The sequence below is a fragment of the Castellaniella daejeonensis genome, assembly GCF_039523555.1.
In the GTDB taxonomy this organism is placed as follows: domain Bacteria; phylum Pseudomonadota; class Gammaproteobacteria; order Burkholderiales; family Burkholderiaceae_B; genus Castellaniella; species Castellaniella daejeonensis.
On the sequence record NZ_BAAAFN010000019.1, the window covers coordinates 1 to 23,496 of the forward strand.

Genomic DNA, 23,496 nt, shown 5'->3' on the forward strand with positions numbered 1-23,496 from the left:
CGGTGCGCCACGTGCCCAGATCCAGGAACTGGCCGCTCTGAGCTTTATCGAACGGGCCGAGAACGTCGTATTCCTGGGGCCCAGCGGCGTGGGCAAGAGCCACCTGGCTCAGGCGCTGGCCTACCGTGCTGTCATGGCGGGCATCAAGACCCGCTTCCTGACTGCCGCCGACCTGATGATGCAGTTGGCCACCGCCCATAAACAGGATCGGCTGCAGCAGTACTTCAGCCGTGCCATCATCGGGCCGCGCCTGTTGGTGATCGATGAGATCGGATATTTGCCGTTTGGACGCGAGGAGGCGAATCTGTTCTTCAACGTGGTGGCCCAGCGCTACGAGCGCACCAGCATCATCGTCACCAGCAATCTGCCCTTCAGTCAGTGGTCCTCATGCTTTGCTGAGGACCAAACGCTGACCGCCGCCTTGCTCGACCGCCTGCTGCATCACGCCCATATCGTGCAGATTGCCGGGGAAAGCTACCGACTCAAGGACAAGCGCAAAGCAGGGAATATCAAGATCAGGAGCTAGGTTTTTTGGACGCCGGGGTGGGTCAGTTTTACTCCGACGATTCCGACGAATGTGGGTCAGTTTTCAACCGGCGTTGACAGCAACGGCAGGATCGCGCGCTTGCTGGCGGACGTCATGGCGGTGCAGGCCGGCCTTGGGCCGCTGGACTACAGCCTGTGGGAATCACACCGATCCCATTACATCCAGGCCATTCAGCAGGGATTGATGGGGGATTATCAGTCGATGAGGACTTGGGTCGAGCGCATCGTGCCCGAAATTGAAGGCTGATCAGGTCGAAGGCTGGATAGCCAGTTCCAGCGCTGGAAAGCGGCTGTCGGATTGCAGCTGGTGCTCGAGTTCGTGGATGGCCTGGCCGGTTTCGATGGCCGTGGAACTGGCAACCGCACGGATGATGCGATGCAGGTCGACGGCGGGCGCCGTAGCCAGCAGATCGGGAACGAGGGGAAGAGTGCCTGAAAGCATGCCCTCATTATACTGCGTGTAGCCCCCAAAGCCTCTGATTTCAGAAGGAAAATCGCTCTGTAGACGATCGGGATGCCGCGTTTTCGAGACACGGATTCAAGCACTCAGCATGCGCGTCATGTAGTGTGCCGGTGGTGGGTAAGCCGCCAGACAGGCGCTTTGGGCAGGATCGAGAGCGGACTGTACCTGATAGCCCAACTGAGCCCAGAATGCCTGAGAATTCTGGACAGAGATCAGGGCAGAATGTGTCAGGCCTGCGGCACGCCCCTGTTCCTGCGCATGCCGGACCAGTGCCTGAGCCAGTTTGCGGCCGCGGGCACGGGGATGGATAGCTAGGTCATGCAGATACAGGGTGTTGCCGTTCTGGGCTGGGCGGAATTCCGCATTCAGATGGCCCAGATGCCCTTGACGGCAGGGATAGCAGAGCAGATAGGCGCACAGACCGACGTCGTCCCGGATGCCCCAGGACCAGTCCGCAGCTATCGCCAGGCGACCCGCCATGACTGTGTCGGATTCGACCATGGCGGCGGTGTAGCAGTGGGTTTGGATGTCGTTGAGGCCTGGCAGATCGTCAAGGGTCAGGGAATACGGGGTGCTCGTCATGGTATGGGCAGTGCAATGTTGTCCAAGTTCGAGTGTAAGCTGTCCCCATGCCGGATTTCTCCATGGTTTTCATGGATCAAAGCCTGGTACATCCGGAGGTCCGTGTGTTCGTATCCGTGTGGCTGAATGGGATTTTGCCAGTGGCCGCAGGGGCTGCTCTGGCAGCCCTGACTTGGCCGCTTGCGCGTCGTCAGGCGTTTGTCCTGGGCGCGGATCCGGACTCGATTCCGCACGAGACCGGGTTTCAGCCCAGGCGCGGATTCTGTGTGTTGCTTGGATCGGCTCTTGGGGGCCTGTGCGTCAATTTCTTTGCCCCCGGGGTGCAGATGTGGGCAGCGCTCATGCTGGGCTTGATCCTGTTCGTCCTGGCATGGATCGATCTGGATACCCGTCTGTTGCCGAACTTTCTGACCATTCCGCTGTGGATGGCAGGCCTGCTGTTCAGTGTGTTGGACGTCTTCGCCTCGCCCTTGCAGGCGGTATTGGGCAGTGCGGCGGCCTGGTTCATATTCTGGCTGGCTGGCGCACTGTACCGGTTGCTGCACGGCAGAACGGGCCTGGGCGGCGGCGACATCAAGCTCGCCGCTGCGCTGGGCGCCTGGCTGGGGTGGCCGCAGGTACCGTCGTTGCTGTTGCTGACCGCTACACTCAGCCTGGCAAGCTGGGGGCTGATGGCCGCATGCGGTCGAACGTCCCGGATGCAACCATTGGGCCCCAGCCTGGCACTGGGTGGCTTGCTGGTCCTGCTGATGTCTGCCTGACGTATCAAGGTTTGTCCTGGTTCCGCAGTGCTTGCAGGCAGTCGGACAACAGATCCAGCAGGCTTCGGACTTCTTTAGGATCCCGTTCCGCCAGCGCGCCTTGCAGGGCCGCCGTGGCGTGTTCCGGAAACACCAGATCGAATCCGCCGTCCCCTCCCATGCACAGACTGACTTCACGACGGTCCCGCAGACTGCGGTCCCTGCGGATCAAGCGTCGCTCTTCCAGGCGATTCAGAATGGCCGTCACGCTGCCCGGACTGATGCCCAGGATGTTCACCAGGTGCCCGGTGGGCAACGGCTCCAGCACGGAGATGCAGACCAGGGTCTTGAAATCCAGCCGACGAAGACCGTAATGACGGGCCATGGCGGTCATCGACATTTCGGCCAGAACGGGGAAGCCCAGACCCAGCATGCTGACGAGTTGATCCGCAGGCGACCCCGCCAGCTTCGGGATGCTGGCGCAGTCATCGCCTGCGGGCGCCGCGGCTTCAGACAGTGACTTGGTTTGCATGTCCATGAGCAGCCTCTTGTCGACGGACGCCGATCACTTGCCGCCCAGGCCGGTCAGACCGCCCAGCAATCCCGTGACAGGCGCGAGCAGACCTGCGCTGCCGCCACTGTCCTTGCCGCCCAACAGGCCGCCCACCACACCGCCGTTGCCGCCGGTAACCCCACCCAGCAGGCCGCCTGTGTTACCGCCGTTGCTATCCTGGGCGCCGCCCAGCACACCACCATTGCCGCCGACCAGACCGCCCAACAAGCCGCCACTGGTCCCGCCGTCTGCGACACCACCCAGCAAGCCGCCGTTGCCACCCAGAACGCCGCCGAGCAGACCGCCTTGCTGGCCGCCGCCCGTAACACCCAGCCCACTGGTCAGCGCGACCACTGTCTTGGTGGCGTTATTCAGCGTATTGCCCAACGGGTTGGTGTTGCCCGGCGTTTGATGGACCACGCCGCCGGCGCTGCTGATCGTGGCGCCCAGACTGGCAACGACACTGTTCAGGCCCAGCGGAATGGTCGAATCCATGCCACCCGTGACTTGCTGCAGATTGCCGCCGATGCTGGTCAGCAGTTGATCGACCGGAGCACCCAGGCCGATACCGTCACCGACGGTCTGGGTGACCTGGGTGACCGCACCGCCGACGGGGGCAACTACGCCATCCAGCGTCTTGCCGGCACTGCCCAATGGTTGTTGCAGACCCAGCGGCAGCACCTGATCCACTGCTTGACCCGCATTGGCCAATGCGGGTTGCAGGATGGGTTTGCCGTCCAGCCCCAGAGGGCCGCCCAGGCCGCCGTCCAGCACGCCGGCCAGCGGCTCCAGCAGGCCACCCTTGTTGGTAAGTTCCTGGGTCAGGCCGCGCACGCCGCCGGTGGCGTCGATCAGGGTCTGTGCCAGGGGATGGGGATTGCTGTCGTTCTTGTTCAACAGGCCGCCCGCCGAGGACAGTGCATCGCCCACCCCGGTGACCAGCGCCCCGGCGCCTTTGCCCAGGCCGCCGGGCAGGCCCGAATCACCCACTTTGTCGCCGATGCCGGCGACCGCGCCGCCTACTTGCTTAAGCGTGCCGTCCAGTGGCTGTCCCAGTCCTGTCTGGGCGCCCAGGCTCTGGGTGGTGGATTCCAGTGTGGTGACGACGGGCTTCAGCGGGCCGTCCAATTGCTTGCCCAGGCCGCCCAGGGTGCTTTCCAGACTGAGATCTGCGACGTTGTCTGCTGCACCGCCGGTGTTCTTCAGAGCGCCTTCCAGCGGGCCGTCGTTGCTGGCCGTGGGGTTCGTCGGATTTGTCGGATTTGTGGGGTTCGTGGGGTTCGTGGGATTGCTTGGGTTCGTGATGGGCGAGTTGCCGGCGTGGCGACTGCCGCCGCTGTCGTCCGAGCTGGCGCAGCCCGTCAGTGCCAGAGCAGCGGCCACCAGCGTGAGCTGCATGAGGTTGCGCACCGTAGTCGAGGTGGGACGATGGGCTTGGATGGGTTTGCGCATGGAAATCTCCTTGGTATGGTGGTCAGAGCCACGGTTCTGTGATCTCTTGTGTCATACCAAGCAAATATCATGCCAAGTTTATGGCGCATCTTGGAAAAAGATGGGATAAACCAAGGGATAAATAAAAAACACCATGATAATCAAATACTTATCATGGTGTTTCTAAGATGGGCTCAGGGCAAAATCACAAAATTCAGATAGTCTGAAATTTGCGGTTGTTACAAATGCCCGGTATTTTCCGAAACGTGGGTAACGTGACGGGCAGGCAGCGACTGGCACATTGTTTCTTACCAGCCGTCGTACAGCAGCGAATAGTTGGCATTGAAACGCACACCCTTGTGATCGCTATTGGTTGCAGGATCCCCGATGGGCTTGGCGACATTCACATCGACGATATAGTGCCGGTTGTCCGTGGTACGGGTGCCCAGTGCGACGGACGATAGCCTGGGAGTGCTGGAAACCAGCCGTTCGTTGGCATGGTTGTACCAGGCGCGCGCCTGATCGATTTTGATGTAGGGCTGGATGTCCGACACCCAAGCCCAGCCGGTCGTGAATCGGCGGTTCAATTCGACCGACAAGCCGTAGCCCTTGTCACCGGCCAGTTCGCCCTGTGGATAGCCCAGACCATAGCGCCAGGCGCCAAATGATGTCTGTTCTGTGGTGGGCAGGGCGTCGGCGGAATACTGGCCGAATCCCGACAAGGTGATGCCAAACCCCGCGGGCAATGCGAATGTCTGCTTGACGTCCAGGGTGTACCGGGTGAAGTCCAGCTTTTCTGGAAAGGCCAGGTCCGTGGGCTGACCGGATGGCGTGGCGTTCGTAGCGTAACGTTTGCTGGCGCCGGCGCTGTCCAGCCCATGGTAGATATTCAGGCTGATGTCGCGGGACTGCTTTTCACTGGCATCGCGGTAGCGCAACCCGGCACGCAGAACCCGAAGATCGGTCCGCTGGTTCAGCCACAGATTGTCGCTGTCGCGCCGGTATTCATCCAGGGATCGGGACGCATACACACCGCCTTCGACGGTCAGGGATCGTGTGTTGTCCAGCAGCAAAGGATAGCGCAGGCCAAGCCCCAGTCGTTCGTTGACGACTCGCCGCTTCAAGCCGACATCCTGCAGTTCGCCATCCTGGGGATGGGATTCGTAGTGATAGCCGTCGACGACCATGTCCAGCCCATCATGGCCGATGGGGATGGTGATTTCGCCGGAGATATATTTGACGTCATGACTGCCGATGGGCACCGCACCGGTCAGTCGGACCTGTTCACCCAGGGGGGTGAGGCTGCCGGTGGTGATTCCCACCAAGGGTTGCAGCCCGGAACCCATGTCTGCCAACCCACCTTCGGCGCGCACGGCCTGGCGTTGCACGTGCAGGATCAGTGGTGTGGCGCCGCCCGCGAACTTGGGCAGGTCCATCTGCGGCTGAACACGGACGCCCGGAACCTGACGCATCAGGTTGAGCACGCGTTCCAGCTTGGCGCGTGTCAGCGGCTTGTCGCCCAGCAATGGTTTGGCCAAGGACTGCAGACGGTCCTGGGCGGGGCCTGCATTGCCCTGGAAATCGACCCGGTCCACATAGCCTTCGACGATGGTGACCTGGACCAGCCCGTCGCGGAAGTCCTGGTTCTGCAACAGAGCGAAGGACAGCAGATAGCCTTGGTCCTGGTAGATCTTGGTGATCTTGGCGACTTCGCCCATGAGTTGGGAAACGGTCATGGATCTGCCGACCAGCGGTTCCAGCAGGGGAACGATCTGTGACAGAGGGACGACGGTATTGCCGGCCACATTGAAATGTCGAGGAACGATGGTCTGCCCCAGACGGGCCTGAATGGCCTGCTGGCGCTGGGCCGCAGCATCGCCGCCTGGCTGCAGGGCCGGTGTGGGCTGCTGGCCGGTATGGCCGGGGGTGGGCAGAGACGGGATGCTGTCCAGGGGATTGCCCCGGACGGGGCCATCCGCCCATGCGGGGGGCAGGCCGATGCCCAGCGCCAGGCCGGTGAGGGTGATGTGTACAGCCAGGGAAGACAGGGACCATCTATGCGTCGGGGGAGTGTCGTGGCTGTCATTCATCAGCAATGTGTCCGATATCGTGTGTTTCTTCTGGGAAATAAATGAAAACCGCTCAATGACAGTCGTTCTTTTTCTAAGACATTCGCAAAAACAACTATGTCTGAAAACTACAATAAATATTTGCGTATGTAGATAATAAGTCGTCCCTGAAGAATTCATCTCTACCACTTCAAGCCGGATTTCCGGCGATCCGAGGCCACGAATTCCGGCGGGGTAGCCCACCCCACAGGGATGGCTTCCGGATCCGTTGGCAGATCCAGGCCAAGAAATAAGGGACAAAAAAAGAGCGGATGCCCTTGCGGGCAATCATGCGCAGCAACCATTTCATATTGAAGCCCGCCGCGCACAGCACCGCATGGATGGCATCCCCGATCTTGCCCTTCAAATGACAGCGATTCATGCCGTGATCGCTTTTCAGATGCCCGATGACCGGTTCGATCGCCTGGCGCCGTTTCAATAGTTGCTGCTCTTTGGGTGTGAGCCGTTTAAATTTGCCACGGTGTTTGAGCTGATAGTCCGGGATCTCGGCATCCACGCCCCGATAGCCCAGATCGGCATACACCACCTGAGGCTTGATGCCTGTGTCCTGCAACAACGTGCTGGACTGCTCCAGGGCCTCGGCCAGTGTGTGGCCATCGTACGGGTTGTCGGGAAAGCTGCGTGCGCCCACGATGAGGTTGCTCTTCAAGGTCGTGACGATACCGACCTTGACGCCAAATTCGTATGGGGTACGGGCCTTGCCTTTCGAGATGCACTCAACTTCAGGTGCATGCCAGCTGTAGATCTTGTCGCGCCCCTTGGTCGTCTTCTTGCGACGGCTCTGCTCGGCGATCCGGTGCGCCCTGGATAGCAGCGGGCTCAGGGCATCCTGGATGCTTTGCGCCAGCACCGTCTTGCTACGCTCGATGTCCCGTGCCAGGCGGCCCAGAATGGTGCGCTGACGTTTGATCGTCTTGCGCATGCGCCGGTATTGCTTGGCATGCGCGTAGCGCCCCGCCATGCGGGCCAGATCCTGACCTTCCTTGGCATAGGTCTGTTTGAGCAAGATCCCGTGACTCTTGGCTGCCTCAGTCAACTTCTGGCGGGCCACTTCCAACAGGCGGCTATCGGTGGGGTGCGCGATGGCCTTCTGCTGCACCGTGCTATCGACGATGACGGTGGTGAGGGCACTGCGCTCGATCAACCCCAGTTCGATGGCCACCATGATGGTTTGCACAAGCAATTCCTCAACGCCTTCCTCGCCCAACAGGCCACGAAAACGGCTGATGGCGCTGGGGTCACACGGCAGACGATCCTCGAAATATTCCTGGCCGGAAAAGTACTGCCAGACGGGTGTCTCGCTCCAGCGCTCACACACGCCTTCATCGCTTTCGTTGAAGGTGTGCTTCAGATATAGCAGTGAGATCATCAACCGCATCGGCAGGCGCGGGCGCCCTGCGTTTGACATCGAACCGCCCACGACCACCGCTGTTGGGCCAAACAAATCAATATCGGCAACTTTCTTTCCGGTGCGCACCTGGCGGGCAAAACGGTGGGCCACAGAGGCCTCCAGTTCCTGCCAGGGAATATGCGTGGCCAACACGGCAAGCGGCTTACGCAGGTCAATCATCTGATCGAGGCGGCTGCGGAAAAAATCGTCGATTTGATTCATGGGTGCTGAGGTGTTTCTCCCAGAAAATCGTCCCAGAAGAGGATAATCTGAAAGAAATGATGGCTTCAGAAGGCAATATCATCTCATGAAATCAAAGTCTTAGCTATATTTCAGGGACGACTAATAAAACAAACTGTATTTGACAGCTTAGTCGGATGATTGCACAATTTTCTCGTATCTAGCAAATTTGGTTACCTTTCATCCACGTAGATAGTCATTAATTCCGTTTTTTACTTTTGGTTGTGATATAACCGTTTCAGGAGACGACGATGAAACAACAACTGTTGTTATTTCTGAAAGAAGAGGATGGCGTGACGGCTATCGAATACGGCTTGATCGCCGGGCTGATTGCGGTGGCGCTGTTGGTGGCCTTGGGGCCTTTGGGAGACAGCCTAAAGACTTTATTCAACAATATAAAGGCCAAGGTCTTAGATGGTGCGGCTACGGCAGCGGAATCTACTACTGGTTCATGAGGGGGGACGACCTCATGAGATTTTGAGGGTCGCTTGACATGATGGTGTGGCTGTTTATTTTTGAATATCAGCCACACCAACCGATTGATTTTCTTATTATTTGCGCTTTGAAACCAGTTTCAGCGACAGTTAATTAGATGTCTGTTCGTCGTCGCACGAATTTGAACAATAAACAGATGGGGCGGCATACGTGGTTTTAGTGGGGGTTACAGGGTGGCTGCTGCTGTTCTGCGGCCTGAATGGAAGCATCATCCGGTCTGACCTGCGTCAGCGTCGGGTGCCCAATCGCCTGCTGGTGTGGGCGTTTGGACTGCAGGCCCTATGGTTGCTGGCGTGTGTCTGGTTGGGGCCCGCTGTTGCAACGGCTTTTCCGCGCATGCGCGGCGTCATGGTCACGCAATGGGGCCCCGCTCTGATCGGCGCAGTGATCGCCCTGATTCTGCTGTTTCCGCTCTGGCGGTTTCGCGCCATGGGCGCTGGCGACGTGAAGTTCGCGACCTGTCTGGGTTTTTGTATCGGTCTGGCGGGCCTGGCCCCCGCGTTCCTGCTGGCCTGTCTGATGGCGGGGCTTCACGCCCTGGCGTATTACCTGTATCGCATGATCCCCGTGGATCTGCAGCGTTGCGGGATCCGTGCCGTACCGCGTTCGACGCCGTTTGCAGCGTATCTGGCGCTGGCGGCGCTGTTCGGGCTGGTCTGGCAGGCCCTGCAAGGCCAGCCGTGGCTGGCCGGGCTGATGGGAAGGGGCTGACATGATGCACCGCCACCGGTCCGGACTGCGATGGGGGGATGATCAATCGGGCGCCTACGCCGTCGAGTTCGCATTGGCCTTCGTCGTGTGCTTTCTGATCCTGTATGCCGTGCTGACCTACGGCCTGATCTTCATGGCCCAGCATTCTTTGAACCAGGCGGCCAACTCAGGAGCTAGAATGTTGCTGGCCTGGGCGCCGGATGATGCAGACCGTGTGTGCAGAATTCAGGCGGCGGCCGACAAACAGCTTTCGTGGATCCGGTCCATGGCTGGCGATGGACCGGTTCGGGTCGCCGTGTGCCTGCCGGCCGACGGCGGTTCCGGCGGGGGGGCGGGGCTGTGTTCTGATGGCGGTGCTGCCGCTGCGCTGTGTCCTGCCAGTGTGCCGACGGTACCGCAGGCCCGCCAGGCCGAAGTCATCGTGCGCTACGACTACAAAGACAGCCCGCTCTTGCCGGTGCTGGGGCTGGGTTCCTGGTTGTCGGTTCCCGTCCCCGCCGTGTTGCAGGCTCGTTCCGTCGTGGATATGGCGATTTCCTATCCCGGCGACCAGGGGGGGTCGTGATATGACGCAGCCCCGCCGTGTGCAGAACCAGTCGGGCATCGCCGCCATCGAACTCAGCTTGACGCTGATCGTTCTGTTCATGCTGATCTTTGCCGTGGTCAGCTACGGGGCGCTGTTCTGGGCGCAGCAGACCTTGACCCACGTCGCCGCCGACGCCGCACGCCACGGCTTGGCGCTCAGCTATGCCGCCCAGGCTGAAGACGACGCGGCGCCCGCCGCCTTGGAAGATCCGGTCAAAGAGTATGCCTGTGACGTCGCGAACCGCACGGCGGTATTGCAGGCGTTCTGGCCCGCGGCTACATCCAGTGCCTGCTCCATGTCCGGCTTTGCGCACGCTGAAGCAGGGGCGTGTCCGGCAGATATCCGGTCGGTCAAGCCGAATTCCCGGTGCCTGGTCGTGCAGCTGACGGTGTTGGTGGACGGTTGGCCCCTGCTGAACATGATGCGCCAGTTCGCCCGTCTACTGTCTGCAAACGCGGGGCGAGGCTGGATCCCCACCGAATTGACTGCGAAATCAGTCGTCATCATCTCACCCACACCGGGAGGCATGCCATGAACCCTTTGTTGAGATTCCTGGCGGTAGCGCTGGTGTTGGCGGCGGCAGGGCTGGCGGCATTGGCGTACTACCTGGCGCGCAATCCGGCGCCCACCCCGGCGCCACAGGTTGCACAGGTGAAACAGGAACCGGCGCCGGAACGGCCGATCGAGACCGTGCCGGTGGTGGTGGCTTCCCGCGACCTGAAGGCCGGCGACGTGCTGTCGGCTTCGTCCCTGAAGGTCGCCCAATGGCCGCAAGCCCCGGCGGATGCCTATGCAAGCGCCGGCCCACTGCTGGACAAGGTATTGCGATTCGATCTTCATGAAGGCCAGCCGCTGAATTCCTTTCTGCTGGCCAAGGGCTTGTCCAGTTATCTGGATGCGGAACAGCGGGCGGTGGACATCCCCGTGGCCGCTGCGGCGGACTGGCGCTCCATCCGACCCGGCGATCTGGTGGATATCTTCTTTACGCTGAGCAAGGGCGGCGAGGTCGGCATCACGCAGTCCCGCTTGCTGATGGCCCGGGTGCGGCTGCTGGCCTACGGGGCCAGGTCCCTGGACCGGCCTGTCGTGTCCGGCGACGAAGACAAGCAGGCCAAGGCGCCAACCAGCGCCATCGTGGCGGTGCCCCAGGAACAGGTCAATACGCTGCTGCTGGCATCGTCGAAAGGCGTGCTGCAGCTCGTGTTGCGGTCCGTGCAGGACGCCAGCGTGCCAGACCAGGATCTGTTTCCGGATCGTGTGCCGGTCTTGTCGGCCCGTTCCGATCTGGGCGAAGAAGATCGCTTGCGCTTGCAGGATCCCGCCAATCTGGCATTCGCCGGAGAAAGCCTGGGCGATCTGGCGGGCGCAGCCCCTGTTGCAGCACCCGCGTCGCCGCTGGATCGTGGCCCGTCCGGCACCCGCAGATCTGGCGCCACCGTGCAGGTGATCCGCGGCAATCTGTCCAGCACACAGCCCTACTAGCCCGACGACCCGTCCGCACAAGGAAACACCACATGTCCCTGATCATTCTGCGAATTTCCGTCATGCTGGGACTCGCGCTGGCCGCTGGCGGATGCTTGCCCGCCAACGCCGCCAGCCAGACCATCAATCTGGCGGAACGGGCCCAGCGGTTCGTGCCCGTGGCCGGCGTGCCCCAGCGCGTGGCGGTCGCCGACCCTGCGGTTGCCGACATCCAGGTCCTGCCGGCAGAGGGCGGGGGCGCCGGCGGGGTGCTGTTGACCGGCATGCACGCCGGCGACACGGAACTCAGGATCTGGGGCCAGAGCGGCGCCCTGCAGTCCTGGCAGATCCATGTCGTCGGCGCTGCGCAGGCCGCGCTGGCGCGTGCGGGCGCAGCGCCCGACGCACAGGTGGCGCAGGCGGGTGATACGGCGGTCATTGCGGGGCGGTCCGAATCGCTGCTGACACACCGGGCTGCCCAGGTGGCGGCGGGCGACAAGGCGGCGGACCTGTCCACCGTGAATACGACATCCATGGTGCAGGTGGATGTTCAGGTGGTGGAACTGTCCCGCTCTGTCATGAAGGATGCCGGGATCAACTGGAATGCCAGGTCGCGTTCCGGGGATGATGTCCTGTGGCGTGGGGCCACGACGCTGTTGCCGGCCGCCTTGTCGACCGACACCGGGTTCGCGCTGACCTATTCCCCGCAACGGTTCCAGGCCACCCTGCGCCTGCTGGAATCCAATGGCATGGCGCGCATCCTGGCGCGCCCCAGCCTGGTGGCGATGTCGGGCCAGAGTGCGAAGTTTCTGGCAGGCGGCGAGATCCCGGTGCCTGCATCCGGCGGACTGGGGACCCAGAACGTCGAATACAAGCCGTTTGGCATCGGCCTGACGGTCAGCCCGACCGTGTTGGGGGCGGACCGGATTGCGCTCAAGGTCGCACCAGAGGCCAGCGAGCTGGACTACACCCATACCATTGCCATCGGCAGCGGGGACAACGTGACCTTGTTGCCTTCCATCCGGACGCGCCGTACCGACACCATGGTGGAGCTGGGGGATGGAGAAAGTTTCATCCTGAGCGGTCTGGTGTCCCGCCAGACATCCGCCAATGTCGACAAAGTCCCGTTTCTGGGGGATCTGCCTATCATCGGCGCGTTCTTTCGCAGTCTGCATTATTCCCAGGAAGAGCGCGAACTGGTCATCGTGGTGACGCCTCACCTGATCCGGCCCATCGCCAAAGGCGCCCGGCTGAAGCTGCCTGGCCAGGAGATCGACCGCGAAGATAGCCCGGCCAATGCCTGGGGGTACTACCTGACGGGCAGCATGGGCGGCGAACAGATGCCCGGTTTTTCGAGATGAGTGCATGACCATGGATGGTTCCGTGACACCGGCCGCGCAGTTTCTGGCATTTCTGCAGGATCAGGAAGCCTGTGGGCGGCTGGCCGCCTTGTTGGCAGACTACGGCGTGCTGACATGCACGGGTCTGCAGCAGGACGCTTCGACCGGCGATCTGCCGGGGCCCGGTGCGCCGCGCCTGATATTCATCGACTTTGACCTGAACCCGGAGACGGAAGAAGGCCAGCGCCACCTGATGCGGGCTCGCCGCCTGTGTCAGTATGCGACGGGCCGCTTTCCCCAGGCCCAGCGTGTGGCGCTGATCCGGTATTCCATCGGGATGCTGACAGTCGAGGCCTTGCGCGCCGGGGTGTCCGATTGCCTGGACCTGAGCGACGAGCCCGATGCCAGAAAGACTCTGAATCGGCTCATGGACGCGCCCATGGTCCGGGCGCCGGGCGGGCCGGTGCGCAGCCGCAGCGTGCTGCTGCTGGGCGCGCGCCAGGGAATGGGGGTGACCACGCTGGCAACGCATCTGGCGGAGCTGTGCCAGGCGCATCTGGTCAAGGCGCAAGCGGATCCGCGACGCGGCTCGGTTCAGGCGCCTCTGCGCGCATCGCCCGCACGGGCAGCGTCTGTATGCCTGCTGGATCTCGGGCTGCCGACCCGGGATGGCCTGCTGTATTTTGGGGTGCCCGAAGGATTCCATTTTCTGGACGCTGTGAACAATCTGCATCGCCTGGACGATACGCTGCTGGATTCTGCCTTGCCGCACGGCGCCCAGGGGCTGGGCATCCTGAGCTTCCCGCAGGATCTGGATGCCATGCGGGATGTGACCCATAAAGACGGTCTGGCGCTGTTCGATCGCCTGCATGATTTCTTCCGGTACCTGGTCGTGGACGCTGGCGGTCTGGACAATCTGCCATTCATCGTCAGCCTGTGCGGGGCAGCCGACGAGATCTGGATGGTGACCGACCAGAGCCTGGGCGGCATGCTGTCCCTGGCGGAATGTCTGTCCGTATTGCGGGCACAGGGTGTGGACACACAGCGTCTGCAACTGGTCGTCAATCGCTATGACAGCCGCTACGGCTTGTCTGCCAGCCAGATCGCGGAAAAATTTGACATCGAATTGTTGGACATCTTGCCCGATTGCACCCTTGCTCTCTGGAATCACCTGAACCGTGGCGTCCGCCTGACCCAATCGGCGCCCCGGAATCCTTATGTGCAGGCCGTACGGCGGCTGTCGGATCGGCTGTTGCAGCCGTCCGCCGCCACGAGCCCCGCCGGCCTGCATGCCTGGTGGGACGGCCTGAAGGCAAAGTGCCTGCGTTAGCAGATCAAAGGAACGATTCACCATGACGCCTACCATCGAGTTCCGCAGTGACGATTTCCCTCAGTCGGATCGATTTCGGGAGATTAAGCGCCAGACGTATGAGCATCTGCTCAGCCGGATCGAGGAATTGGGCGCGGAATTCGGTCGCTGGACGCGGGAGGCGATCAGCGAATTCGTCTCCATCGAGGTGGCCAGCTTCGTGCGCACCCAGCGTTTTGCCCTGAACGAGCATGAGGTCGGTCAGTTGTCCACGGCACTGACCCAGGAACTGGCTGGCCTGGGGCCACTGGAAGACCTGCTGGAAGACCCTTCGGTCGAGGACATCCTGATCAATGACTACCAGCACGTGTTCGTGTCTCGCCAGGGTGTGCTGGCCCGGGAGTCGACCCAGTTTTCCGACAATCAGCATGTACTGCGCATCGTGCGTCGCATTCTGGCGCCGCTGGGTCGCCGCCTGGACGAGTCCAATCCCATGGTGGACGCGCGCCTGCCGGATGGCGGGCGGCTGAATGTCGTCATCGAACCCCTGTCGCTGGATGGCCCCAAGGTCTCGATCCGGAAGTTCCGCAAGGAACCGTTGCGTCCCGAAGACCTGCTGGGTCTGGCCACCTATAACCAGGAGATCCACGACCTGCTGAAGCTTGCCGTGCACAACCGCTGCAATATCCTGGTGTCGGGCGGCACCAGTTCCGGCAAGACTTCGTTGCTGAACGCGCTGGCGTTCTTCATCCGGGAAGACGAGCGCATCGTGACGGTTGAAGACACGGCCGAACTGTCGCTGAATCACCCGCACGTCGTGCGTCTGGAAGCCCGTCAGGGTGGATATGACGGAAACGGCATGGTCAGCATCCGGGATTTGATTCGCAATAGCCTGCGCATGCGGCCGGACCGCATCATCGTGGGGGAGGTCCGAGGATCAGAAGTCATGGACATGCTGCAGGCCATGAACACGGGACACGAGGGATCGATGACCACGCTGCATGCCAATTCGCCCCGCGAATGCTTGTACCGCCTGGAGATGCTGGCGGGCTTTGCAGGGTACCAGGGCAGCGAGGAAAGCCTGCGCCGCCAGATCGCCGGTGCGCTGGATTTCGTCATCCAGATTGGCCGCCTGCCCAATGGCCGCCGCCGAGTGCTGTCCGTCACCGAAATCACCGGGATGGGGGACAACGTGATCACGACCCAGGAACTCTACCGGCACGAAACGCATACGGATGCCGACGGCCAGGAGCAGGACCGCTGGAAGAGCCTGGGCATCGTGCCACAGTCGCCCAAGCTGGCCGGATGGCGCGCCGTCATGCAGGAAAACCGGGCTTCGTCGGCGCCGACCCCATCGCCGGATGGCCGCAGCGGGTTCTGGGGGCGCAGGTCATGAACGCCCTGATCCCGGCTTTGGCGGCGGCTGCGCTGCTGCTTCTGGCACTGGGCATCGTGCTGTGGCAGCGCGCCGCCCACGGGGCGCGCCGCCAGGCCAGCGCACAGTACATGGCCCGGCAGCTGCAGAAGTACGGCGCCCCTGGTCCGGCAGTGACTGAACGGGCGGGGGGGCTGGAGGCCTGGCACGGCAACCCCACAGGCTGGAACAACTTCCTGCTGCGGGCCGGTATCCGGCCGACCCGGCATTTCTACATCACTCTGGCGCTGCGGGTGCTGGCGCTGCCGATCGCGTTGCTGGTGCTGATGAATGCCACGGCGGCCGCCGCCGCACTGGTGTTGCTGATTCCCTTGAATCTGTTGTTCATCTGGCTGAGAGTATCCAGGCGCCATCGCAGGATCATCCAGCAGTTGCCGGATTTTCTGGAAAGCGTGGTGCGCATGATGACGGTCGGCAACAGTCTGGGTGCAGCATTCCAGAACGCCTCCGACCGGACGGAAGAGCCCCTGCGCGGAATCCTGGGGCAGGCCCGCCGCGCGGGCAGCGTGGGGGTGGAACTGGATGTGGCCCTGCGGCAGACGGCCAGGCAATACGGCATCTACGAACTGTATCTGGTGGCCGCCATCGTGGGCGTCGCGATCCGCGTCGGCGGGCGGACCGACCATGTGCTGGAACGGATGTCCGCATTCATGCGCGATCTGACGCAGGCTCGCAACGAACTGGTCGCCCTGTCGGCTGAAACACGCTTGTCCGCCTGGATACTGGCCTTGTTGCCCCTGGGGCTGGGTGCCCTGATCATCATTACCAATGATGTCCTGATCGTCGGCATGTGGGCTGATCCCGTCGGACGCAAACTGCTGCTGGGGGCGTTCGTGCTGCAGGTGTTGGGCTCGTTCTGGCTATATCGCCTGTCGAGGCTGGAGTAACGACATGACGATGGACACGCTGTCACCTTCGCTGTTGCGCGCTTTGGCAGTGGGCCTGCTGGCCCTGGTGCTGCTGCTGGTGGGCGGCGCCTGGCTGGTGATGGCCTGGAGGCAAGCGCGTAGCGGGCTGGCAGTGGACGAGGCCTTGTCCCGTCGCCGGGCCGGCAGTTCACTGGCCGATCCCGACGGGCGTAGCCCCCGAACCGTGAGCCTGCCGCTGGATGCGGTGGTCCGCTTTGGCGGTCGTTGGGCGGCCGGGCGCTTCGGCATGCTGCTGATGGCCGAGGAAGACCGCATCCTGGTGGAACGGGCCGGGTATCGCAGCCCGAACCGCGCAAAGGCCCTGTTCCTGGTGGCGCGCCTGATCCTGACGCTGGTGTTTTTGTTGGTAGCCGTGTTGGGCCGCCCGATGCATGGCATGGACGGTCTGGCATCCAATCCGGTCTTCCTGGGTTTGCTGGGGTTCGGGCTGGGGTGGATGGCGCCGAAATGGCTGGTCCAGCGCAGGGTGCGTCGCCGGCTGGCGGATGCGGGCAAGGAATTGCCGTTGCTGATCGATCTGTTGCGGCTGCTGCAGGGGGTCGGACTGTCCGTGGATCAGAGCCTGCACATCATCGTGGATGAATTCCACGAGGTCATGCCCGTACTGTCGCAGGAACTGGAATGGTCCTTCGACATGTATGCGCGGGGCCGGACCCGGGAACAGTCGCTGATGCGGCTGAGCGAACATTTCGACAACGAGGACCTGGCGGCGATCTGCCGGCTGCTTTGCCAGGTCGAGGAGCAGGGCGGCGCGGTGCAGGAACCCCTGGCCCGATTCAGTGAACGCCTGCGGGATCAACGCAAGCTGGATCTGAAGGCGCAGATCGGAAAACTGACTGTCAAGATGACCGGCGTCATGGTGCTGACGCTGCTGCCGGCCTTGCTCATCGTGACAGGCGGGTCCGGTTTTGTGGCGATTTTGCGCGGCCTGTCGCGTCTTTCTGGTTAGGACTTCTCATGACATTGCAAGCAACCAGTTCTTATCGGGGTATGTGGCGCGCCAGTCTGCTGGTTGGCGCAGCCCTGATGCTGTCGGCCTGTTCGGCCTTCCAGCCCAATACCGCCATGGAACTCATCCAGCACCAACAGGAACAGGAATCCCTGCGGCGCATGGCTGAAGCCCGCGCCACGGCAAAGAACACGCCGTCGCAGTCGGACATGATGCTCAATGTCGTGCGGGAAGCCCGCGCAGACCGGCGCTATTACGCAGTCCTGGCCTATGCGCGCCAATACATTGCCCAGCACGGCCATACGCCGGAACTGGATGCTCTGTATGCCGAGGCCTTGATGGAAACCGGGCAACTGGCGGAAAGCCGATCCCTGTACCAATCGCTGCTACGCACGGACCTGGCCGCCCAGGCGCATCACGGCCTGGGTCTGTTGGCGGCACGGTCGGGCCAGGACGCGCAGGCCGTGCAGGAATTGTCTGGCGCTGTGGCCTTGCAGCCGGCCAACCCGATCTTTCTGGGTGATTTGGGCTATGCGCAGCTGCGCGCCGGGGACTTGCGTGGCGCCGGGCTGTCTCTGGGCCAGGCCGCGGAACTGGCGCCTGGCGATCAGCGCATCCTGGGCAATATGGCGATTCTGTTGTTGTTGCGCCATCGACCGGCGGATGCGGATGCGTTGATGAACAAGGCTGGCCTGGGCAGCGCGGCGCGGGGACGTGTGCTGGCCATGGCAGCAGAACTGCAGGGGCGTCAGGCTTCTGGCACCCCAGCAACCGGCGCCGTGTCAGCCGCTGTGGCCGGCCCTGCGGTTACCGCAGCGTCGATCGACGGCAGCATGCCGGTTGGCGGTGCAGCGCTGCCAGTGGCCAGTTCAGAACATCCCCGCCTGGTGCGGTAAGCAATGGAACAAAGGAGTCGACCATGATCAGAAGATCCACGCTGTTGCCGGCCTTGGGTGCCGCCTTGCTGGCGGCTGCGGCGGCCCCTGTGTCCGCCCAGACGCAGACGCCGCTGGTACCCGTGCCGGCGGCGGGTCTGACGACGGTGGAAAGCCACGCCGTCGGGCCGCAAGGCGCTTCGTCGACTGCGCAGTCGGGCGCGGGGCTACAGACATCTGCCGCCGCTTCGACCCAGCCCGAACCCCTGCCGGCGCAGTCCTGGCCGGCGCGGACGCATATCGGGGCCGCCACCCAGGCGCTGATGGATGCCCAGGTGGCCGGCACACAGGCTGGCCCCGTCCTGCCCACTTTGGGTGCGGCAGCGGGCCGTAGCTGGAAACGCTATCTGGACAGCTTCGATCATCCGATCCCCGACCGGTTCGAGGAGACCGTCCAGGCCAAATGAGGCCGTGCGAGGCAGCCATGCGACACAGATTTCATCCTCAGCAGCAGGCTCGACATGATGGCGCCCGGGGCGAGCAAGGTTCCGTGGTTCTGATCGTGGCGGCGGTGTTGCTCATTCTGGGGGCGTTGCTGGCGTCGATCCAGGTGGGATACAACTATTTCGCGCAGCAACGCTTGCAGAAGGCTGCCGACCTGGCGGCGCTGAGCGCGGTGCAGGCGATGAGCGGTCAGTGCGATCCCGGCCAGGCTGTCGATGTGGTGGCGCGGGCGATTGCCGGGCTCAACGGTGTGTCGGCCGCTGATGCCCAGCCGACCATCGAATGCGGGCGCTGGGGGCGGGTGTCCGCAGATCAACCCTGGAATGAGGAGATCCAGGCGATACGGTGCGGGTTCAAGCCCGCACCGTACCCCCCGGCGGCCCCGCAAGGCGCCCCCGTGTTCACGCCCCGATCGGCCTATACCGGGACGCAGCCGCTCAACGCTGTGCGCGTGAAGATGCGCGCGGATCTGGTGTCGTTTCTGCCGCGTCTGTTCGGGGGCGGCAATGCATCATCGGAACCTGACGCGGGCGCTTCTGCCGTCGCCACCGCCGTAGTGGGGCCGGAGACCGCGACGTTTTCTGTCGGGGCCAGGTTGCTGTCGCTGAAAGAAGATACTGGCCTGGTGCCTGTTTTGCTGAAGAGTCTGGGGTTGGATCCGCAGGACGTCCGGTTGCTGGATTCCGAAGGGTTGGCCAATGCGAAGATCACGCCGGCCGGGTTGCTGCAGGAATTGGGGTTGCCGACGTCGATCCTGGCAGGCGTCGGGACACCGGATCAACTGACCAAGCTGCAGCAATTGTCCTTGGGAACTGTACTGAATGCCTATCTGACGGCACTGGATAGAACACAGACTGCAGCGGTGGATGTGGGTGTTGTCCGTTCCGTATTCAGCACGATCGGCGAAGACAAACTGACTCTGCCTGTCAAACTTCTGGGCGAAGGTGGCGTGATGCTCTACACCACATCGGCCAACCTGTCGTCTGCGCTGAATGCACAATTGAATGTGATGGATCTGATCGGAACCAGCGCCATCGTGGCCAATGGCCAGAACCTGCTGAATCTGGATGCCTCTGTCGTGCCTGGGGTGGTGTCGCTCAAGGCCCAGGTCGTGAATCCCCCGACCATCGGCTTGGCGATTCCCGTGTATGACGATGGGCATCCTTGCGTCGTTAGCAATTCGCAGGTCCAGCTCAAACTGAACCTCAAGCTTCCGGACCTGCTGGTGCTGTCTGGCAGCTTGCCGATCACGATCAGCGCAGCCAATTCGGACGCCAAACTGACCGCGATTGATTCTGAAAACCAGCAAGGGTATTTCAATACAAAGGCTTCGACTGCTAACTTGTGTATTGGAAAACTGCCGGCTGGGGCTCTCTGCCGACCGGCTGGATCAGGAAGCTCACAGCCAGAGTATGTGGACTTTATCAAAATACTGTTTGGCACTGTGACGTTGCAGGTGCGCGCCAATATCAATTTGGCTTCTGGTGCAGATTGGTCGCCCCCGAAGGCCATCCTTGAGGGGCACAGCCTTACGTTCAATGGTAATAGCGGACCGTGGAGAACTCAGATTCAGCCAAGTGAGATTGACACTAGCGTACATCTACTGGGCCTGGGAATTCCTCTGGATGGAGTGCTAGGCCCTCTGGTCACAGGAGTCAACACGCTGCTGACCCCTCTGTTGCAAGAAGTCCTGATGCCGCTGCTAGGCGGCAGCTTGAACGAAACCGACATTCGGCTTTATGACATCACCCCCGCTACCCCTTACCTCGTCCAATAGGAACCCACCAGAACCCGCCATGATCGATCAATCCCGCAAACCGGTTTCCGCATGACAGTCAGCCCCGACAACATCGACGTGTTCATCTGGGAAGGCAGTTCTGATATTGCGCCCAGGATCCAGCAGTGTCTGGCCAGTACGGACATCATGGCGATCCGCGTCGATTCGACCACCCCCATGCCGCCGCCGCGGGAACCTGGCCGGCGGGCGGTGGCCGTGATTTCGGTCAGCATCATCGGCGACGCGCATTTCACCGGCCAGGGCTGGTTGCGCACCGAAGCCGTCCCTGTGATCTGGGTGGCGGCGGAACAGCGCGGGCAGGACACCCGTTTCTATCCGCCTGCCTATTCGCACACCTTGCCGCCCTCGTTCACGGGTGCAGAACTGCGGGCCATGGTGCTGCGGGCGGCACAATCGGCGGATCAGGCAGACGCAGCTCAGGCTACACGCCAGAACACGCCGTTGATTGCCGAATGCACGGCCATGCGTACCCTGATGCGGGACGTTGAACTGTATGCAGGATGTGATGCCAGCGTGGTCATTCATGGCGAAACCGGCACCGGCAAGGAACGTATTGCGCAGCGCCTGCACGAATTGTCGACACGTGCCGGCGGGCCGTTTGTGGCCGTCAATTGCGGCGCGGTGCCCGATGGCTTGTTCGAGGCGCATTTCTTCGGTCACGCCAAGGGCGCATTTACCGGGGCGGTGGGCGCGCACAAGGGCTATTTCGAACAGGCGCATGGCGGCACTCTGTTTCTGGATGAAATCGGCGATCTGCCGCTGCACCAGCAGGTCAAGCTGCTGCGCGTGCTGGAACAGCGCAGCATTACCCGGCTTGGGTCCACCGTACAGGTGCCGGTGGACTTCCGGCTGGTGTCGGCCAGTCATTTTCATCTGGCCGCATTGACCGAAGCGGGCCGTTTCCGCAGCGATCTGTACTATCGCCTGGCCGTCATCGAACTGGAAGTCCCGAACCTGGAGGCTCGCGGCCCGCTGGAAAAGCAGCATCTGTTTCGGGCGCTGCTTTCATTGACTGCTCCGCACGGGGATGCCGAGCCCCCGGAATGGCTGCAGGCCAAGGTGGCCATGATGCCTTTTCCGGGGAATATCCGCGAGATGGCCAATCTGGCCGAACGCATCGGCATTGGCGTCAGGCAGACCGGCGCCTGGGACCGGGACCTGCTGGAACGCATCCTGGATCAGTTCACGTCACTGAGCCGCGTGGCCATCCAGGAGGCGCCGCCCTCCGTGTCGCCCGATGAGCAGACGGAGCGCACACGCATCATCCAGGCGTTGGATGACAACGGCTGGCGCCGCCAGGACACGGCCGCGGCTTTGGGCATCAGCCGCAAGGCCCTGTGGGAAAAGATGCGCCGACACGGCATCCAGACCCAGGCCGACCGTGCGGTGCCGCTTTGAGCATCCGATACACTGCAACATTCGCAGGATTTGATTACAACAGAAGAGGACAGCACTTCATGAGTATCCATCGCAGCGCCATCCTGGCCATTGTGACCCTGACCGTCCTGAGTGCGTGCACGACCCCCGTCTCCAAGACGGCCGCCGTCACTCAGGCAGCCCCGCCGGCAGCCGACGCCAAACTGGATCCCGCCGCCGCCCAGGCCCCCGCGCAACCGACCGTCTCTGCGCCGCCTGCCCAGGGCGCTGTCGCGCATCTGCAGCAGCTGATCCAGCAGAGGGCCGTCACGGAACTGCGCACGGTGTACAACGGATCCTATGGGGCAAGCCTGCTGTTCGATACCCAGTCCCTCGATTATTACGCGGCCCTGTTCTACAAAAAGGACTTCTGGAAAGTCACCAAGACACTGGATTCGAAACAGGCCGAACAGCGCTACGAGCAATATGCCCGCAAATCCGCCAGCCTGGCCGAGGCTGACCTGCAGCGCATCCGTTTGCAGGCCAGCTACGCGCACACAGAAGCGCAGTTGAATGAACGCTCGGCAGAACTCAGCGCGCTGCAGGCGGATGTGGATGCGCAGCGGGAACAGGCCCGCCAGATCACGGCACAGCAGGCCATTGCACATCAAGAGGCCGCCCGTCTGAGCAAGCAGCAGGCCGAGGCACAAAAGCAGTTGAAGGAACTGAAGGACACGATCCGTCGTCTGGAAGCACAACAGGCCAAGCTGCGTTGAAATCGCCCGCAAGGGCGACATTTCCTAAGCCTGGACTAAGTCATCTGGAGTATCGTGCGTGAGCAGGCCGCTATGGGCCTGTCTGAATAGAATAGGATGCTCATCATGACGCACAGTCCTGCCGGTGACGGGGGCGACAAAGACGGTTGCACGGCAACCTTGGATGCCACTTGGGAACATCTGGCGCACGCGCAGGTGCGACGCCGTCGCGCGCTGGGCGTGCTGGCGGTCTTGGCCGTCTGCACTTTGCCCTGGATCGGATCTGCCTGGCCGGAGGCCGGGTGGGTGAACCAGGGGCTGGAATGGGCCGGGCTGGCCTTGCTGATCCTGGCGGTGCTGGGGCGTTGCGCCTGCATGCTGTACCTGGGGGGGCGCAAAGGGGCCGATCTGGTGGCGGAAGGGCCGTATTCCGTCAGTCGCAACCCTTTGTATGTATTTTCCATCCTGGCGGTGTGCGGCATGGGGCTGCAGACCGGCAGTCTGGTGATCGGGCTGGCGCTGGCCGCATTGGCCAGCTTGATCTTTCACTGGATCGTCGGCGAAGAAGAAGTCCTGCTGCGCCAGGCTTTCGGCGCCAGCTATGACGAATATTGCCGGCGGACGCCCCGTTTTTTGCCCAGGTGGTCGCTGTGGCAATCGCCCCAGCACGTCACGGTGGATCTGCACGGTGTTTGGAACACCGTGCGTGACGCCTTGCCATACTTTCTTTCCATTCCTGTCTTCGAAGCCATCGAAGCCGCCCAACAGGCAGGATGGGTGCATGTATACTTTTTTCTGTTCTGACCCAAGTTACAAGCAAGTTTGCTCAAGTCGTCCCTTGATCATCAGGCTGAATCACACCGGGTTTTCAGGAGGCTTCGATTCTTGAGAGAATGGAGCCATGAGCAAGAACAACAAG

At 62.2% G+C, this 23,496-nt stretch carries 25 protein-coding genes; 19 read left to right on the forward strand and 6 right to left on the reverse strand.

The features are described from left to right. On the forward strand, positions 1-526 hold a 526-nt coding region (istB, locus tag ABD022_RS14195), incomplete at its 5' end, for an IS21-like element helper ATPase IstB (protein WP_343822033.1). 99 nt (positions 527-625) lie between these two features. After that, a complete protein-coding gene (locus ABD022_RS14200) occupies positions 626-793 on the forward strand; it encodes a hypothetical protein (protein ID WP_343822036.1) in 168 nt (55 codons plus the stop codon). Here the strand turns inward: ABD022_RS14200 and ABD022_RS14205 are convergent, their stop codons facing one another. Together ABD022_RS14205 and ABD022_RS14210 are read right to left on the reverse strand one after the other, a co-directional pair. Beyond that, positions 794-988 carry a hypothetical protein gene (locus tag ABD022_RS14205; protein ID WP_343822039.1) on the reverse strand — a complete coding sequence of 65 codons (195 nt, stop codon included), beginning with the start codon at positions 986-988 and terminating at the stop codon, positions 794-796. It abuts the gene before it with no gap. Between the two features lie 96 nt (positions 989-1,084). After that, positions 1,085-1,591, reverse strand: a complete 507-nt coding sequence (locus tag ABD022_RS14210; protein WP_343822041.1) for a GNAT family N-acetyltransferase — start codon at positions 1,589-1,591, stop codon at positions 1,085-1,087. Between the two features lie 62 nt (positions 1,592-1,653). Between ABD022_RS14210 and ABD022_RS14215 the strand changes: the two genes are divergently transcribed. Continuing rightward, on the forward strand, positions 1,654-2,352 hold the full coding sequence (locus ABD022_RS14215; protein WP_343822043.1) for a prepilin peptidase: 699 nt from the start codon (positions 1,654-1,656) through the stop codon (positions 2,350-2,352). 4 nt (positions 2,353-2,356) lie between these two features. Here ABD022_RS14215 and ABD022_RS14220 read toward each other — a convergent pair whose 3' ends face one another. The 4 genes from ABD022_RS14220 to ABD022_RS14235 all read right to left on the reverse strand — a co-directional run bounded on the left by ABD022_RS14220 (position 2,357) and on the right by ABD022_RS14235 (position 8,056). Beyond that, positions 2,357-2,869, reverse strand: a complete 513-nt coding sequence (locus ABD022_RS14220) for a MarR family transcriptional regulator (protein ID WP_343822045.1) — start codon at positions 2,867-2,869, stop codon at positions 2,357-2,359. Positions 2,870-2,896: 27 nt separating this feature from the next. Next, on the reverse strand, positions 2,897-4,336 hold the full coding sequence (locus ABD022_RS14225) for a collagen-like triple helix repeat-containing protein (RefSeq protein ID WP_343822047.1): 1,440 nt from the start codon (positions 4,334-4,336) through the stop codon (positions 2,897-2,899). A 287-nt stretch (positions 4,337-4,623) separates the two neighbouring features. Continuing rightward, the gene (locus ABD022_RS14230) at positions 4,624-6,405 is read right to left on the reverse strand and encodes a ShlB/FhaC/HecB family hemolysin secretion/activation protein (RefSeq protein WP_343822050.1); all 1,782 of its coding nucleotides are present in this window, start codon (positions 6,403-6,405) and stop codon (positions 4,624-4,626) included. 169 nt (positions 6,406-6,574) lie between these two features. Further along, the gene (locus ABD022_RS14235) at positions 6,575-8,056 is read right to left on the reverse strand and encodes an IS5 family transposase (protein WP_343822053.1); all 1,482 of its coding nucleotides are present in this window, start codon (positions 8,054-8,056) and stop codon (positions 6,575-6,577) included. Positions 8,057-8,325: 269 nt separating this feature from the next. On the opposite strand from ABD022_RS14235, the gene ABD022_RS14240 reads away from it, so the two are divergent. The 16 genes from ABD022_RS14240 (at position 8,326) to ABD022_RS14315 (ending at position 23,381) form a co-directional block, all read left to right on the forward strand. Beyond that, positions 8,326-8,529, forward strand: a complete 204-nt coding sequence (locus ABD022_RS14240) for a Flp family type IVb pilin (protein WP_343822055.1) — start codon at positions 8,326-8,328, stop codon at positions 8,527-8,529. A gap of 199 nt (positions 8,530-8,728) precedes the next feature. Beyond that, a complete protein-coding gene (locus tag ABD022_RS14245; RefSeq protein ID WP_343822089.1) occupies positions 8,729-9,280 on the forward strand; it encodes an A24 family peptidase in 552 nt (183 codons plus the stop codon). A 1-nt stretch (position 9,281) separates the two neighbouring features. Further along, positions 9,282-9,845: a TadE/TadG family type IV pilus assembly protein gene (locus ABD022_RS14250; protein WP_343822058.1), complete on the forward strand. Its 564-nt coding sequence runs from the start codon at positions 9,282-9,284 to the stop codon at positions 9,843-9,845. A gap of 1 nt (position 9,846) precedes the next feature. After that, complete coding sequence (locus tag ABD022_RS14255) at positions 9,847-10,401, forward strand: TadE/TadG family type IV pilus assembly protein (protein WP_343822061.1); 555 nt, start codon at positions 9,847-9,849, stop codon at positions 10,399-10,401. Continuing rightward, positions 10,398-11,348, forward strand: a complete 951-nt coding sequence (cpaB, locus tag ABD022_RS14260) for a Flp pilus assembly protein CpaB (RefSeq protein ID WP_343822064.1) — start codon at positions 10,398-10,400, stop codon at positions 11,346-11,348. The genes ABD022_RS14255 and cpaB overlap by 4 nt, the downstream gene beginning before the upstream one ends. Before the next feature lie 32 nt (positions 11,349-11,380). Beyond that, the gene (locus ABD022_RS14265; RefSeq protein ID WP_343822067.1) at positions 11,381-12,688 is read left to right on the forward strand and encodes a type II and III secretion system protein family protein; all 1,308 of its coding nucleotides are present in this window, start codon (positions 11,381-11,383) and stop codon (positions 12,686-12,688) included. 10 nt (positions 12,689-12,698) lie between these two features. Continuing rightward, positions 12,699-13,997, forward strand: a complete 1,299-nt coding sequence (locus ABD022_RS14270; protein ID WP_343822070.1) for a CpaE/TadZ family protein — start codon at positions 12,699-12,701, stop codon at positions 13,995-13,997. A 22-nt stretch (positions 13,998-14,019) separates the two neighbouring features. After that, the gene (locus ABD022_RS14275) at positions 14,020-15,372 is read left to right on the forward strand and encodes a TadA family conjugal transfer-associated ATPase (protein ID WP_343822072.1); all 1,353 of its coding nucleotides are present in this window, start codon (positions 14,020-14,022) and stop codon (positions 15,370-15,372) included. Further along, positions 15,369-16,298, forward strand: a complete 930-nt coding sequence (locus tag ABD022_RS14280) for a type II secretion system F family protein (RefSeq protein ID WP_343822074.1) — start codon at positions 15,369-15,371, stop codon at positions 16,296-16,298. Before ABD022_RS14275 ends, ABD022_RS14280 begins: the two co-directional genes overlap by 4 nt. A 4-nt stretch (positions 16,299-16,302) precedes the next feature. Continuing rightward, positions 16,303-17,289 carry a type II secretion system F family protein gene (locus ABD022_RS14285; protein ID WP_343822076.1) on the forward strand — a complete coding sequence of 329 codons (987 nt, stop codon included), beginning with the start codon at positions 16,303-16,305 and terminating at the stop codon, positions 17,287-17,289. Between the two features lie 8 nt (positions 17,290-17,297). Then, complete coding sequence (locus ABD022_RS14290) at positions 17,298-18,185, forward strand: tetratricopeptide repeat protein (RefSeq protein WP_343822078.1); 888 nt, start codon at positions 17,298-17,300, stop codon at positions 18,183-18,185. A gap of 23 nt (positions 18,186-18,208) precedes the next feature. Further along, positions 18,209-18,631 carry a DUF3613 domain-containing protein gene (locus ABD022_RS14295; protein ID WP_343822079.1) on the forward strand — a complete coding sequence of 141 codons (423 nt, stop codon included), beginning with the start codon at positions 18,209-18,211 and terminating at the stop codon, positions 18,629-18,631. An 83-nt stretch (positions 18,632-18,714) separates the two neighbouring features. Beyond that, positions 18,715-20,445 carry a pilus assembly protein TadG-related protein gene (locus tag ABD022_RS14300; RefSeq protein ID WP_343822081.1) on the forward strand — a complete coding sequence of 577 codons (1,731 nt, stop codon included), beginning with the start codon at positions 18,715-18,717 and terminating at the stop codon, positions 20,443-20,445. Positions 20,446-20,496: 51 nt separating this feature from the next. Beyond that, positions 20,497-21,864, forward strand: a complete 1,368-nt coding sequence (locus tag ABD022_RS14305; RefSeq protein WP_343822083.1) for a sigma 54-interacting transcriptional regulator — start codon at positions 20,497-20,499, stop codon at positions 21,862-21,864. A gap of 59 nt (positions 21,865-21,923) precedes the next feature. Continuing rightward, complete coding sequence (locus ABD022_RS14310) at positions 21,924-22,598, forward strand: DUF2968 domain-containing protein (protein WP_343822085.1); 675 nt, start codon at positions 21,924-21,926, stop codon at positions 22,596-22,598. 105 nt (positions 22,599-22,703) lie between these two features. Next, on the forward strand, positions 22,704-23,381 hold the full coding sequence (locus ABD022_RS14315) for a methyltransferase family protein (RefSeq protein ID WP_343822087.1): 678 nt from the start codon (positions 22,704-22,706) through the stop codon (positions 23,379-23,381). Positions 23,382-23,496: the final 115 nt, after the last annotated feature.